The organism is Rhodoplanes tepidamans, assembly GCF_030813915.1.
In the GTDB taxonomy this organism is placed as follows: domain Bacteria; phylum Pseudomonadota; class Alphaproteobacteria; order Rhizobiales; family Xanthobacteraceae; genus Rhodoplanes; species Rhodoplanes tepidamans.
Genome location: NZ_JAUSUJ010000007.1, coordinates 114,146 through 127,689, shown reverse-complemented (window position 1 = coordinate 127,689; position 13,544 = coordinate 114,146). Strand labels below are relative to the sequence as shown.

General features: G+C 71.2%; 9 protein-coding genes and 2 pseudogenes. 3 read left to right on the top strand and 8 right to left on the bottom strand.

Annotated features, from left to right (window positions below; all coding sequences use genetic code 11):
• Positions 1–250 precede the first annotated feature (250 nt).
• The 7 genes and pseudogenes from J2S22_RS10620 to J2S22_RS10590 all read right to left on the bottom strand — a co-directional run bounded on the left by J2S22_RS10620 (position 251) and on the right by J2S22_RS10590 (position 8,397).
• Positions 251–1,600 (bottom strand): esterase-like activity of phytase family protein, encoded by a 1,350-nt coding sequence (locus J2S22_RS10620; protein ID WP_272778481.1) that lies wholly within the window; start codon positions 1,598–1,600, stop codon positions 251–253.
• Between the two features lie 128 nt (positions 1,601–1,728).
• Positions 1,729–1,860, bottom strand: a pseudogene (locus tag J2S22_RS10615) (SDR family oxidoreductase); the annotation flags it as partial.
• Between the two features lie 218 nt (positions 1,861–2,078).
• The gene (locus J2S22_RS10610; RefSeq protein ID WP_272778516.1) at positions 2,079–3,530 is read right to left on the bottom strand and encodes an aldehyde dehydrogenase; all 1,452 of its coding nucleotides are present in this window, start codon (positions 3,528–3,530) and stop codon (positions 2,079–2,081) included.
• Positions 3,531–3,830: 300 nt separating this feature from the next.
• Positions 3,831–4,307: pseudogene (locus J2S22_RS10605) on the bottom strand (ABC transporter ATP-binding protein); the annotation flags it as partial.
• The gene (locus J2S22_RS10600; protein WP_272778480.1) at positions 4,294–6,126 is read right to left on the bottom strand and encodes a branched-chain amino acid ABC transporter ATP-binding protein/permease; all 1,833 of its coding nucleotides are present in this window, start codon (positions 6,124–6,126) and stop codon (positions 4,294–4,296) included. The pseudogene J2S22_RS10605 and the gene J2S22_RS10600, both read right to left, overlap by 14 nt.
• Positions 6,123–6,998, bottom strand: a complete 876-nt coding sequence (locus J2S22_RS10595; protein WP_272778479.1) for a branched-chain amino acid ABC transporter permease — start codon at positions 6,996–6,998, stop codon at positions 6,123–6,125. The genes J2S22_RS10600 and J2S22_RS10595 overlap by 4 nt, the downstream gene beginning before the upstream one ends.
• 178 nt (positions 6,999–7,176) lie before the next feature.
• Entirely contained in the window at positions 7,177–8,397 is a 1,221-nt protein-coding gene (locus tag J2S22_RS10590) for an amino acid ABC transporter substrate-binding protein (RefSeq protein WP_272778478.1), read from the bottom strand.
• 393 nt (positions 8,398–8,790) lie between these two features.
• Between J2S22_RS10590 and J2S22_RS10585 the strand changes: the two genes are divergently transcribed.
• Positions 8,791–9,744, top strand: a complete 954-nt coding sequence (locus tag J2S22_RS10585; protein ID WP_272778477.1) for a helix-turn-helix domain-containing protein — start codon at positions 8,791–8,793, stop codon at positions 9,742–9,744.
• A 47-nt stretch (positions 9,745–9,791) separates the two neighbouring features.
• Here the strand turns inward: J2S22_RS10585 and J2S22_RS10580 are convergent, their stop codons facing one another.
• The gene (locus tag J2S22_RS10580) at positions 9,792–10,163 is read right to left on the bottom strand and encodes a Crp/Fnr family transcriptional regulator (protein ID WP_272778476.1); all 372 of its coding nucleotides are present in this window, start codon (positions 10,161–10,163) and stop codon (positions 9,792–9,794) included.
• Positions 10,164–10,340: 177 nt separating this feature from the next.
• Here J2S22_RS10580 and J2S22_RS10575 point away from each other — a divergent pair, with 177 nt between their 5' ends.
• Both J2S22_RS10575 and J2S22_RS10570 read left to right on the top strand, forming a co-directional pair.
• Entirely contained in the window at positions 10,341–12,128 is a 1,788-nt protein-coding gene (locus J2S22_RS10575) for an SLC13 family permease (protein ID WP_272778475.1), read from the top strand.
• 317 nt (positions 12,129–12,445) lie between these two features.
• The gene (locus tag J2S22_RS10570) at positions 12,446–13,510 is read left to right on the top strand and encodes a gluconate 2-dehydrogenase subunit 3 family protein (RefSeq protein ID WP_272778474.1); all 1,065 of its coding nucleotides are present in this window, start codon (positions 12,446–12,448) and stop codon (positions 13,508–13,510) included.
• Positions 13,511–13,544: the final 34 nt, after the last annotated feature.

Here is a 13,544-nt window from a genome sequence, read left to right as displayed (position 1 = left end):
CGGCCGGAGCCACGGGGCTCCGGCCGTTTCGCGTTCCTCGGAGCGAATTCAGCGGTGTAGAATCGATCCGTCACCCTGAGGCGCTCGCCCCTTTCGGGGCGAGCCTCGGAGGGCGACGGCCCGGGCCGTCCATCCTTCGAGGCCCGGCGGAGTTCACACTCGGGCCGCGCGAAGCGCGGACCCGGGTGCCGGGCACCTCAGGATGACGGGAAAGAGGCGAGTGGGGCAGAAGCCGCCCTGACCGTCGACGTCACTTCGCCTTCAGGAACTCCTCGACCTTCAGCAGCACGAACTCGTTGTCGTCCGCCTTGTTGGGCTCGCGGCTCGACGAGAAGGGCAGGTTGTTGTCGTTGCCGACGACGATGTGGGTGGCGTCGACCCGGTCGACGTTCTCGATGGTGAAGAACGGGAAGGTGAGGACGCCGTTCTCCAGCGGCTTCCGCGCCTTCTTGTCCGGATCCTGGATCTTCATCAGGTCGATCCAGCCGATCTTGCGCACCGGCTTGCCGACATTGGCGTCGGAGAGCTCGATCTTGTAGATGCGCTTGAACTTGGGAAGGTCCGGGAAGCAGTCGGTGCCGCGCTGGCCGGTCGGGCAGGCCTTCGCCGCGACGCCCTCGCCGTCGTCACGCTCGATGACGAGGCCGGCGGTGGGGTCGATCATGTTGAAGTCGCCGATCGCGTTGCCGTTCTGCTCGAACGGATAGTACCAGAAGCGCCCGGTGAACTTCTCCGCCGCGACGTCGAACTCGAGGATGCGGGCGGCCTGCTTGCCGTCGAGGTTCTCCCACTCCTTCTTGCCGGCGTCCCACAGGGGGCCTTCCAGCAGGCCGTAGATGAACTTGCCGTCCGTCGACGCGGCGAAGCCCTCGTAGCCCTTGGAGCGGCGGGCGTTGAAGCTCGCGGTCTGGCTCGGCGCGGCCGGGGAGGCGACGGCCGGGTTGTCGGGCGAGCGCACCGGCTTGCCGTCCGCCATGGTCTCGTAGACGGCGAGGATCCTGCCGGTCTTGTCGGCCTTCAGGACGTAGGGGCCGAACTCGTCGCCGATCCAGATGACGTCGCCGATCGGCTGGAAGCCCTCGGTGTCGAAGTCGGCGCCGGTGAGATAGCGCTTCTCGGTGCCCTCGTGGACGATGCGGAACGGCACCTTCTTGTCGGGGTCGTGCAGGAAGATCGTCTCCAGCCGCTCGAACGTGCCGGCCGCCCAGTCGATCCTGTAGCGATTGAGAAACAGCATGGCGTCCGGCGAGTTGGCCTTGGAGCCGAAGCCGTTGTCGGTGAGCACCAGGAAGGTGCCGTCCGGCATCACCTTGACGCCGGACTGGCCCTGGATCGGCTGGCCCTTGAAGGGCAGCGCGAGGCCGGTCGGGCGCTCCTTCGACTTGCCCATCACGGTGCCGGGCGCCTCGACGCGCGTGCCGGTGGTGAACTTGCCCGAGAGCTTCAGGTCGGCCGGAGCGTCGGCCGGCGCATCGACGAAGGTGGCGGCCGGGAACACGGCGTGGCCGGCCAGCACGGCCGGATATTCCTGCTGCGCGAAGGCCGGCGCGGCGAGGACGAGGACCAGCGCGGCGGCGGCGAGGGGGAGGGTGCGGGTCATGGAGACTCCTCGGTGGATGTCTCCCGGGGTTGTCGGATCCCGCTGCTACGTCGCCTTGACGTGGGGATGACGGTTCGGTGACGCGACGTCGCGACGCTGGTCCGGCGCGGCGACGGCGGCGTCCGCCCTCACAGCCCGCCGGTCGCCTCGAGGATCGCGCCGGTGACGCAGGAGGCCTCGTCGGAGAGCAGCCACAGCACCGGGCCGGCGATCTCCTCGGGCTCGCCGATGCGGCCCATCGGCACCCGCGCCACCACGCGGGCGGGCCGACCGGGCTCGCCCGCCTTGGCGTACGTACTCGTTCGCCGCGCCGAGCTCCGCCGCGATCGACGAGATGTTGACCACGGGACGAGGAGCCTGGCGGCACCGGACCGGGCCGGAAAAGCGACGACGCGTGATGCGCCGCATCAGCGATGCTGATGCGGCGGTCCCTCTCCCGCGAGGGGAGAGGGCAGGAGCCGAGCGGGCCGGCAACCGGTCAGAACGGGTAGTGCCGCGGCTCCGTCGCCACCGTGATCCAGCGCAGCTCGGTGAACTCGGCGACGGCGGCGCGGCCGCCGAAGCGGCCGTAGCCGGAGGCCTTGACGCCGCCGAACGGCATCTGCGCCTCGTCGTGCACGGTCGGGCCGTTGATGTGGCAGATGCCGGACTCGATCCGCCGCGCCACCGCCATGGCGCGCGGGATGTCGCGGCCGAACACCGCGGCCGAGAGGCCGTATTCGGTGTCGTTCGCCACCCGCACCGCCTCGTCGACGCTGCCGACCCGCACCACCGCCACCACGGGCCCGAAGGACTCCTCGCCGTAGAGCCGCATCGCCGGGGTGACGCGGTCCAGCACCGTGGCGTTCATGATGGTGCCGTCGATATTGCCGCCGGCGAGCAGCACGGCGCCCTTCGACACCGCGTCCTGCACGAGGCCGCCGACCCGCTCGGCCGCCTCGCGGCTCACCAGCGAGCCGAGCACGACGTGGCCGGTGCGCGGATCGCCGGCCGGCAGCGACGCCGCCTTCTCGGCGAGCTTCTTCACGAAGGCGTCGGCGACCGCGTCCATCACCACGATGCGCTCGGTCGCCATGCAGATCTGGCCCTGGTTGGCGAACGCCCCGAAGGCGGCGCCGGCGACCGCCGCGTCGAGATCGGCGTCGTCGAGGACGATGCAGGGCGCCTTGCCGCCGAGCTCCAGCAGCACCGGCTTGAGGTGCCGGGCGGCGATCTCGGCGACGATGCGGCCGACCCGGGTCGAGCCCGTGAAGTTGACGCGCCGCACGGCCGGATGCTCGATCAGCGCCTCGACCACGGCCGGCGCGTCCTCGGGCGCGTTGGTGACGACGCCGAGCACGCCGGGCGGCAGGCCGGCGTCGTGCAGCGCCTCGCCGATCAGCCGGTGGGTCGCCGGGCAGATCTCCGAGGCCTTGAGCACCACGGTGTTGCCGCAGGCGAGCGGCATCGCGAGCGCCCGCACGCCGAGGATGACGGGGGCGTTCCACGGCGCGATGCCGAGCACCACGCCGACCGGCTGGCGGTGCCCGAAGGCGACGAGGCCAGGCACGTCGGACGGGATCACCTCGCCGGCGATCTGGGTGGTCATCGCGGCGGCCTCGCGCAGCATGCCGGCGGCGAGGTGGACGTTGAACTGCGCCCACGGGGCGGCGGCGCCGATCTCGGCCGTCATCGCCTCGACGAAGTCGGCGGCGCGGGCCTCAAGCCTGTCGGCGGCGCGGTTGAGGATCGCCCGGCGGGCGCCCGGCCCCATCTCCGACCACGCCGGGAAGGCGGCCGCGGCGGCGTCGGCGGCGGCCCGCGCGTCGGCTACGGTGGCGGCGGCGGCACGGCTCGCCACCTCGCCGGTGATCGGGTTCAGGCGTTCGAAGGTGCGGCCGGCGGTGGCGGGCGTGTCCTTGTCGTTGATCATCATGGTCACGTCGAGCATCGGAGACCTCGTGGGCTGGGGGTGATCCTGGGGGCGATCCGAACCCTCGGGCGAGGGCGTAGCAGGGCTCGGCAGTCCGAGATAGGCCCGGCGCACGGCCGGATCGTCGCGGAGCGCGGCGGCCGTGCCGGCGAGCGTCACGCGGCCGGTCTCGACCACGTAGCCGCGATCGGCGATGGCGAGGCTCGCGGTGGCGTTCTGCTCGACCAGCAGGATGCCGATGCCGCCGGCCTTGATGCGGGCGAGCGCCGCGAACAGCTCGCGGCAGACGCGCGGCGACAGGCCGAGGGACGGCTCGTCGAGCAGCAGGATTTTCGGGGCCGACATCAGGGCGCGGCCGATCGCCAGCATCTGCTGCTCGCCGCCCGACATGGTGCGGGCGGTCTGGCCGAGCCGTTCCGCGAGCCGCGGGAAGAGGGCCAGGATGCGGTCGAGGTTCTGCGCCTCGGCCTGGCGGGCACGGGCCGGATAGGCGCCGAGCTGCAGGTTCTCCCGCACCGTCAGCTCGCCGAACAGGCCGCGGCCCTCGGGAACGAGCGCGATGCCGGCCTCGACGATCGCGTGCGCCGGCAGGCCGATGAGCGCGGTGCCGTCGAGCGCGATGGCGGCACCGGGGTGAGGCGCCAGGAGACCGCCGATGGTCTTCAGCAGCGTCGACTTGCCGGCGCCGTTGGCGCCGAGCACGACGACGATCTCGGCCGCGTCGGCCGTCAGGCCGACGCCGTCGAGCGCGCGGTGGCGGCCGTAGGAGACGGAGAGGTGCTCAATCGTCAGCATCGCCGCCTCCGAGATAGGCCCGCACCACCTCCGGGGCGGCCAGCACCTCGGCCGTGCCGCCGTCGGCGATCGTCCTGCCGGTGTTCATCACCACGCAGCGGTCGCAGAGCGAGCGGATGGCGTCCATCACGTGCTCGACCATCACGATGGTGAGGCCGTCGCGCTTCAGCGAGGCGATCAGCGCGATGCCCTCCTGCAGCTCGGTCGGATTGAGGCCGGCGAGCCATTCGTCGAGCAACAGCAGCTTCGGATCGAGCGCCAGCGCCCGGGCGAGCTCGAGCCGCTTGCTGTCGATGTAGGTGAGGCGGCCGGCCGGCTCCTCGTCGCGGCCGGCGAGACCGACCCGCGCCAGCAGGGTGGCGGCCCGATGGCGCGCCTTCTCGCCCCACGACGGATGCCGGCGGAAGGCGATCGCCGCCATCACGTTGTCGGCGCAGGTGAGCTCGTCCAGCACCCGCACGAGCTGGAAGGTGCGGGCGATGCCGCGATGGACGATGCGGTCGGAGCGCAGCCCGGTGATCTCCGCCCCGTCGAAGCGGATCGCGCCGCCGCGCGGCGGGATCAGGCCGGAGATCAGGTTCAGGGCTGTGGTCTTGCCGGAGCCGTTCGGCCCGATCAGCCCGACGATGCTGCCGCGGGCGACCTGGAAGCTCACCCCGTCCACGGCCCGCACGCCGCCGAAGGACTTGCTCAGATCGACGATCTCCAGAAGGGGCTCGCCGCTCACGTCGAGGCAGGTTTCACGTCTCCCCGCGCGCGGGGAGAGGTCGGATCGCACGCTGGAGGCATGCGATCCGGGTGAGGGGGCGTCTGCGTATCCACGAGACGCCCCCTCACCCGTCTCGCCGCTCCGCGGCGAGCCACCCTCTCCCCGCACGCGGTGAGAGGGAGGACCGGCGCGGTGCTCGATAGAATTTGCGCGCCCCAACAGCCCCGCCACGCCGCGCGGCAGGCCGTAGACCACCACGACGAAGACGAGCCCGAGCAGGATGGAGAAGTGGTTGGGAAAGTTGGCGCCGATCACGTCGAACAGCAGCACCAGCGGCACGGCGCCGAGCAGCGGGCCGTAGAGGACGCCGGCGCCGCCGAGCAGCGCCATCACGACGACCTGGAACGAGACCAGCGGGTTGAACGCGATGGCGGGGTCGATATAGGTCCAGCGCGGCGCCATCACGGCGCCCGTCACGGTGATGAACACCGAGGAGACGGCGAACAGCGCGAGCTTCGCGCGCGTCGTGTCGATGCCGCAGTGGCGCGCCACCGTCTCGTCCTCGCCGATCACCTGCAAGGCGAGCCCGAGGCGCGAGCGGCGGACGAGCCAGCCGACCACGAACACGGCGACGGCGAGGCCGAACAGCTGCCAGAAGATCGCGGTCTGGCCGATGTCGAGGAACACGTAGCGGCCGACCGAGCGGCCGACATTGACCTCGTACCAGGTGACCAGCTGGCGGATCAGCTCGGCGAGCCCGAAGCTGAACACGACGAAGTAGATGCCGGAGAGCCGCAGGGTCGAGAGCCCGACCACCAGCGCCACCACGAGGCCGATCAGGGCGGCGACGAGCAGCACCACGGGCCAGGGCAGGACCTCGCCGAGGACCGCGACCGTGTAGGCGCCGATGCCGAAGAAGGCGACGGTGGCGAGCGACACGTAGCCGGTCGGCCCGGAGAACAGCGCCCAGGCGGTGGCGAGCACGATGTAGCTCAGCACCGCGACGGCGAGCGCGACGTGGTAGTCGGAGCCGAGCAGCGGCACCAGCGCCAGCGCGGCGAGGGTGCCGGAGACCAGCGCGGCCGGCCCGTATCGCAGGATCGCGCTCATCGGGCCGGCCTGCCGAACAGGCCGGTCGGCCGGACCAGCAGAACGCCCAGGAACAGGGCGTAGTTCGCCGCCAGCGTCAGGCCGGGATCGACGAGGCGCGCCACCGCGGTCTCGATCAGGCCGAGCAGCAGGCCGGCGGCGAGCGCGCCGAGCAGGTTGCCGACCCCGCCCATGATCACGACGATCAGCGCCTTCATGGTGAAGAGCACGCCCATGGCGGCGTTGAAGGTGAGGAACATCGAGACCAGCACGCCGCCGGCCGCGCACAGCGCGCCGCCGGCCGCGAAGGCGAGCCCGGCGATGGTCTGCACGTCGATGGCGACGAGGCGGGCGGCGTCCGGATTCACGGCGACGGCCCGGATCGCCGTGCCGGTGCGGGTCCGGGTGAGCAGCCAATAGAGGCCGACCGCCAGAACGGCGGCGAAGCCGAGCGCCACCAGCCGGTTCACGGCGACGGTGGTGCCGAGGATCGAGACCGGCGCGGACAGATAGGCGTAGCCGTAGTACTGGCCGCCGAAGATCACGAAGCCGATCCCCTGCAGCACGAACAGCAGCCCGAAGGTGGCGAGGATCGAATCGGTCTCCAGCGCGGCGCGGGTTCTCGCGCGCCGCACCAGCGGCACCAGCATCACCCGGTAGATCGCCCAGTTGGCCGCGAAGGCGAGCGGCAGCACCAGGAGGAGGCCGAGAAGCGGCACGACTGCGGCGCCGGTGAACAGCACATAGGCCGTGAACGCGGCCGCGACCATCACCTCGCCATAGGCGAGATTCAGGATGCGGGCGACGCCGTACTGCAGCGTCAGCCCCATCGCGGTCAGCGCATACATGCCGCCGAGGATCAGGCCCGACAGGAGGATGTCGACGAGGAGCACGGAACGGTCTTCCGCTTGTTTGCACGAAACTTCACCGTCATCCCGAGGTGCTCGCGCAGCGAGCCTCGAAGGATGCGGCCCCGGAGTCTCCGGCCGTCGCCCTTCCAGGGCCGCGCCCATGGCGCGGCCACCTCAGGGTGACGGAGCAGAGGTCGCGGTGCGCGGGCGCGCGTCGTGTCTACGGCCCCCAGGAGGGCTTGGGCACGATGGCGGCGCGGGCGCCGTCCTTCTTGCTCGGGGCGATGCCGTAGAACTCGCCGTTCTGCCACTGGCCGACGGCCCAGACGTCCTTGAGGAGGCCGCCCTCGAGCTTCACCGTGCCGATGATGGTGTCGAAGGTGCCGCTCTGCAGCTCCTTCACCACCGCGGCGCGGTCGACGCCGACCCGCTCGATCGCCTGCTGCAGGGCCTGAAGGCTGGCGAAGGTGATCGGGTTGGCCCAGCGGTCCGGCTCGCGGCCGACGCCGGCCTTGTGGCGCTCCAGATAGTCCTTCAGCCGCGGCGACTCGGCGTTCCAGCCGCCGATCCCCATCACGCCCTCGGCATTGCCGCCGAAGCGCTGCTTGAACAGCGGGAACGCGGTGCCGACCCCGGTGAAGAACACCTTGGGATTGAAGCTCAGCACCTTGGCGGCGTCGGTGACGGCCAGCGTGTCGGGCGGATAGCTGAACGACACGAACACGTCCGGGCTCGTCGCCATCGCGTCCTTCAGCATCGGCTGCATGTCCTGGGTGCCGGCCGGATAGGACTTGTCGTAGGCGAGCTTGAACCCGGCCTTGCCGAACGCGTCGCGCGCCGCGGTGGAGAGCTCGATGCCGAACTGGTCGGAGACCGCGATCATCGCCACGGTCGGGCCGATCTTGCCCTGGTCGCGCAGCGTCTTCAGCACCGCCACCATCTCGACCGAGATGTCGGAGGGCAGGCCGAGCCAGAACGAGGCGTTGGGCCAGCGCTTGGCCAGCTCGGGCGCCCGGTTGGTGTTGGTCGTCACCGCGAGATGCGGATAGCCGAGCCGGTTGAGGATCGGGCCGACCGCGAGATTGAGCCCGGTGCTCCATGGCGGCAGGATGAAGTCGACCTTGTCCTGGCTGGCGAGCCGCTCGATCGCCTTGATGGCCTCCTCGGAGTTCGAGCGGTCGTCGTACTCGACCACCTCGATCGGTACGCGCCTGTCGCCGATCTTGAGGCCGCCGGCGGCGTTCACCTCCTTCACCCAGAGCTGGTAGACCGGCAGGGTCGTGATGCTGGCGCCGCCCGTGAACGGGCCGGTCTTGGAGATCGCGTACCCGATGCGGACCTTGTCGGGCACGGCCTTGTCGGATGCGGCTTGCGCAGAGGCGGTGCTCGTCAACGCGAAGGCACCGAGCGCGGCGAGGACCGCCGCAGACACGCGTCGCATGGTCTCCTCCCTTCGTGGCGGCCCGACTGACGCGGGCCTGTGGCGGGCAGCGGCCGGGGGACCGCCGAACGCATCGCAGTGACGAGAAGGGAGACATCCAGGCGGCTTTCGCGCCGCTCGCCGGGCCGGCCGGCGCGCCGGCCGAAGGCCGGCACCGGCGGTCGCCGGCTTGGCGCCCCGACAGGGCGCGCCGCTGCGGCGCGAGCCGGCCGCGCGCCTGCGGCCGGTCGCCTCCCTGGATGTCCCATTCCCGCCCGGCGCTGCTTGTTTTCGGGGGTGCAACGTCCGGTACCGGGGAGTTGACCCGAATGCCGGGGCGAGTGGAATATCGTTTTCCGGGCCTTTATTGACGAATTGCCGTGGCCGTGGCCGTCTTTTGAGCGAAATTGGCGCATGCTGAAAGCGAAAGGGGTGGAGCAGGACCTCTCCGGCGTGCTCGGCACGTCGCTGCTGGCGGGCTCGCTCGCCGGGCAGAAGGTCCAACTCCAGGCCATCCGGCCGGCCCTGACCGGGCGCGAATGGACGCTCGGCCGCGGCGAGGCCGGCCGGCTCAACCATGCCGTCCTGGTCGCGGCCGGGCAGGGGCATCTGGTCGGTCCCGAGCCGCGCCTCGACTTCTCCGGGCCGGCGCTGGTGTGGGTGCCGCCGCGCAGCGCCGCGCGGCTGCATCTCGAGGCCGGGGCGGGCGGCTGGCTGCTCGCCATCGCCGACGACCTGATCGCCAGCACGATCAGCGGCAATTCCGAATCGATCGTCCTGGCGGCGATCGCGGCGCGGCTGCTCGCCGTGCCGGTCGGCTCGCCCGCGGCGCTCGACGACCTCGCCCATTCGTTCGCGGCGATCGAGCGCGAGCTCGCGGCGGCGGCGCGCGGCTCGTGGACGGCCGTGACGGCCCATGTGGCGCTGGTGATGGTGGGGCTGTGGCGGGCCTCGGGGATCGAGGCGGTGGCGGGCCGCTCGGGCGGGCCGGCGTCGTCGATCCTGCAGCGCTTCCGGCACCTGGTCGAGCTGCATTTCCGCGAGCACTGGCGCATCCCGCGCTACGCCGCGGCGCTCGCCGTGTCACCCGACCGGCTGCACGCCATCTGCCTGCGCGAGCTCGCCCGCTCGCCGCTCACCCTGGTGCACGAGCGGCTGGTGCGCGAGGCGATGCTGCTGCTGGAGCGCTCGATGCTGACGGTCGAGCAGATCTCCGCCCATCTCGGCTTCAAGGATCCGGCCCACTTCAACCGGTTCTTCAAGGCCAATGCCGGCCTGCCGCCGGGCGCCTTCCGGCACGAGGCGGCGCGCTCGGCCGCCCACCGCAGCCTCGCCCGGACGCACCACTCCTACGCCGACTGGCCGTGAGCCCGGCCCTGGGCGCCGGACTGCGGCGCCCAGCCCGCCGGCCGGCCTCAGCCGACGCGGTTGAGCAGGCGGAGCCGATGGACCAGCACCCGCATGATGGTCAGCGCGAAGAACGGAGTCTCCGCGACCAGGAACAGGAACTGCTTCTCCGACACCGGGATCAGCGTCACGTCGGTGACGGCGAGCGCGGTCGCGCTGCGCGGGGACCGGTCGATCAGGGCCATCTCGCCGAACACCTCGTTGTCGCCGAGCTCGGCGATCAGGTGGTCGTCGGACCGGATGGCGACCGTCCCGCTCTTGATCAGGAACATCTCGGCCGCCGGCTCGCCCTCGCGGAAGATCACCTCGCCGGCCCTCAGGGTGCGCTCCGGCACCTCGGGACGCGCCAGGACGCTGAAGTTGAAGCCGCCGGGGGGCATCGCGAATCCCTTTCTTTCGTAATCGGTTGACGGAAGCTCGGTGGCTCTCGTGACAGTGGTGTGACAGTCCGGCCGGCGGTCCACAGGCCGGCGGACCGGCCCGGAACACGGGTCGGCACGGCGCGTTGGTTCCCGACCCCGCCCCGGACGTTCACGTCCGACAGCCCGGATTCTCGAATGACCCTTCCGCAAGGGCTCGCCTTCGCCATCGTCGGCACCATGATGGTGCTGTTCGTGTGGGGGCGGCTCCGCTACGACCTCGTCGCCGCGCTCGCCCTGATCGCCGCCGTGGTGGCCGGCATCGTGCCGCCCGAGAAGGCCTTCACCGGATTCGGCGACGACGTGGTGATCATCGTCGCCTCGGCGCTCCTGGTCTCCGCCGCGGTCGCCAAGTCGGGCGTCATGGAGGAGGTGGTGCGGCCGCTCGGACCGTGGCTGACCACCCCGCGCCGCCAGGTGTTCGCCCTGGTGCTGGCCGTCATCGTGCTGTCGACCTTCATCAAGAACGTCGGCGCCCTGGCGATCCTGATGCCGGTCGCCTTCCAGCTCGCCAAGCGGACCGGCACGCCGCCGTCCTGGCTGCTGATGCCGCTCGCCTCGGGCTCGCTGATCGGCGGGCTGATCACCCTGGTCGGCACCTCGCCCAACGTGATCGTGGCGCGGCTGCGCGCCGACATCGTCGGCGAGCCGTTCGGCATGTTCGACTACGCGCCGGTGGGGATCGCGGTCGCGGCGGTCGGCCTCGTCTACCTCGCCTTCGCGTACCGGCTGCTGCCGAAGGACCGCCACGGCGGCGCCTCGATGGACGCCGCCATCAACATCGAGAACTACGTGGTCGAGGCGGAGGTGCCCAAGGACTCGCCGCTGGTCGGCAAGCGCGTCACCGAGGTCGGCGAGCTCGACGAGGGAGTGAGCAAGGTCACCACCGTGGTGCGCGACGAGGTCCGGCGCCAGCGGGCGCATGCCGGCCTGCGGATGAAGGAGGGCGACATCCTGCTCATCGAGGGCGAGCCGGACTCGCTCGAACGCGCCGTGGTGCGGGCCGGCCTGCAGCTCGCCGGGCAGCGCGACGGCGAGGAGCCGGCCGTCGAGGGCGACGTCGACGAGGTCGGGACCGTCGAGGCGGTCGTCACGGCGCGCTCGGCCCTGATCGCCGAGACGCACGAGAGCGCCTTCCTGTGCGACCGCTTCGGCCTCAACCTCATCGCCATCAGCCGCTCGGGCGAGCGCGTCACCCAGCGGCTGCGCACGGTGCGGTTCCGCCCCGGCGACGTGGTGGTGCTGCAGGGGCGGCTGGAGCGGCTGCCCGACGCGCTCAAGGAACTCGGCCTGCTGCCGCTCGCCGAGCGCGACCTCGAGCTCGGCCGCGGCCGCCGGCGCTGGATCCCGGTCGCCGTGCTGGCTGCGACCGTCACGGTGATCGTGACCGGACTGCTGCCCGTCGCGGTGGCCTTCTTCGCCGCCGCCGTGGCGCTGGTGCTGACCAAGACGCTGGCGCTGCGCGAGGTCTACGAGGCGATCGACTGGCCGATCGTCGTGCTGCTCGGCGCGCTGATCCCGGTCAGCGAGGCGGTGCAGACGACCGGCGGCACCGACCTGATCGCCGGCTGGCTGTCGGTCGCGACCGACGTGCTGCCGGCGATCGGCGCGCTCGCCCTGATCCTGGTCGTCGCCATGGTGGTGACGCCGTTCCTCAACAACGCCGCCACCGTGCTGGTGATGGCGCCGATCGCGGCGAGCCTCGCGGGGCGGCTGGGGCTCAGCCCCGATCCGTTCCTGATGGCGGTCGCGGTCGGCGCCGCCTGCGACTTCCTCACCCCGTTCGGCCACCAGTCCAACACGCTGGTGATGGGCCCGGGCGGCTACCGCTTCGGCGACTACGCCCGCCTCGGCCTGCCGCTGTCGCTCCTGGTGATCGCCGTCGCCGTCCCGGCGATCGCGTTCGTCTGGCCGATGGCGAAGTGAGGTCGCGGCCGATCAGATCGCCGGCCCGGCGCCGCGTGGAAGCCGCTCCGACGCAGGACCAGCGGCGCGGCCGCCGAACGTGACGACTCTCAAAAAGCCGTGACTCGCTGGAAACTCACCTCCGAGTTGCGTTAGGTTGTCCAGCCCTGACGGTGATGCGACCGGAGGCGGGGTCCGGCGGCGGGCCGACGGCGCGTCTCTCGCGACGAGAGCGCGTGCCCGCGTGATTAGTTCCGCGATGACGAAGCACGACGGCGCGTCGGAAGGCGCGTCGGCCGAAACACGCGTGTCTGTTCCAACCCGAGAACGGTGGGGCCATGGCTGTCGCTGTTCGTGATCCCGGAAGCGAGTACGTCCTCAACCATTGTACCAAGCACCTCAGCCGGAGCGGGCCTCCCCCGGAACCGGGCGACGAGGCTGCCGCGACCGCGTTTCGTGCCCGCATCGCCGAAGCCTGGCGGTTTCCGATCGTCGGTTTCGTCCGCGAGGTCCGTCCGGACGACGCGCCGCCCGTCAATCTCGTGACCTTCGTCTACAAGACGACGCCGGGCGACGGGCGGCCGGTCGCCGTGCTCGGCACCTTCGGCACGCTCTACGAGCCGATCCCGCTGACGCCCGTGCTCTTCGAAGGCGAGGACACCGGCTATCGCGCCGTGTCGGTCGAGGTGCCGGTGGCCGAGCTGCACCTCTACAAGTATCTCGTCGACGGCAGGTTCGTGCTCGACCCGATCAACCCGCAGCGCAAGCGCCTCGCCAACGGCCGCACGTGGTCGCGCTTCTTCACCGACGGCTTCCTGCAGCCGATCATCCTGGAGCCGTGGGAGCTGCGCATCCTCTACCGGCTGATCGACCAGATCCTGCCGTTCCGCAGCGGCGACGCCGAGAACTTCCTCCGGCGCTACTATTTCGGCCTCAACCGCGATCAGCGCAAGGCCGAGATGCCGAAGGCGTTCCGGCTCGACGAGTCGGTCGGCGAGGTGAACGCCATCGACAAGCTCCTGGCGCGCGACGAGGCGCACCGGCTCGCCGACTATCGCATCTGCCTGAAGCAGATCGATCGCGCGCTGAGGCAGCAGAACCCGTTCGTCGAGCCCTACGAGATGCCGGCCGAGGATTTCATCGAGCTCTACGACAAGATGGCGAACGGCGTGACCATCGCGGGCTGGGACTACGGCGCCTACGCCGACCCGAAGTTCTTCCTCTATCTGCTGCGGCGTCACGCGGTCACCACGGCCTTCGCGCACCCGCGCTATGCCGGCAATGTCGGCGCCGCCGGCTGGGCCTATCTCGAGTTCCGCTACGCCGACCGGAACAAGAAGACGCTCTTCGACTGGCGCGCCGCGCTGGAGAAGCCGCTCGGCACCAGCCCGTACTACAGCTGACATCGTTCCGAACGCCGTCGTCGCGGAGGGAGGG

Bases quoted from the DNA above. Each gene is read 5' to 3' on its own strand.
- J2S22_RS10600 (WP_272778480.1), bottom strand. From the start codon at position 6,126: ATGAGCGCGATCCTGCGATACGGGCCGGCCGCGCTGGTCTCCGGCACC.
- J2S22_RS10570 (WP_272778474.1), top strand. From the start codon at position 12,446: ATGGCTGTCGCTGTTCGTGATCCCGGAAGCGAGTACGTCCTCAACCAT.
- J2S22_RS10585 (WP_272778477.1), top strand. From the start codon at position 8,791: ATGCTGAAAGCGAAAGGGGTGGAGCAGGACCTCTCCGGCGTGCTCGGC.
- J2S22_RS10620 (WP_272778481.1), bottom strand. From the start codon at position 1,600: ATGACCCGCACCCTCCCCCTCGCCGCCGCCGCGCTGGTCCTCGTCCTC.
- J2S22_RS10575 (WP_272778475.1), top strand. From the start codon at position 10,341: ATGACCCTTCCGCAAGGGCTCGCCTTCGCCATCGTCGGCACCATGATG.
- J2S22_RS10590 (WP_272778478.1), bottom strand. From the start codon at position 8,397: ATGCGACGCGTGTCTGCGGCGGTCCTCGCCGCGCTCGGTGCCTTCGCG.
- J2S22_RS10610 (WP_272778516.1), bottom strand. From the start codon at position 3,530: ATGCTCGACGTGACCATGATGATCAACGACAAGGACACGCCCGCCACC.
- J2S22_RS10580 (WP_272778476.1), bottom strand. From the start codon at position 10,163: ATGCCCCCCGGCGGCTTCAACTTCAGCGTCCTGGCGCGTCCCGAGGTG.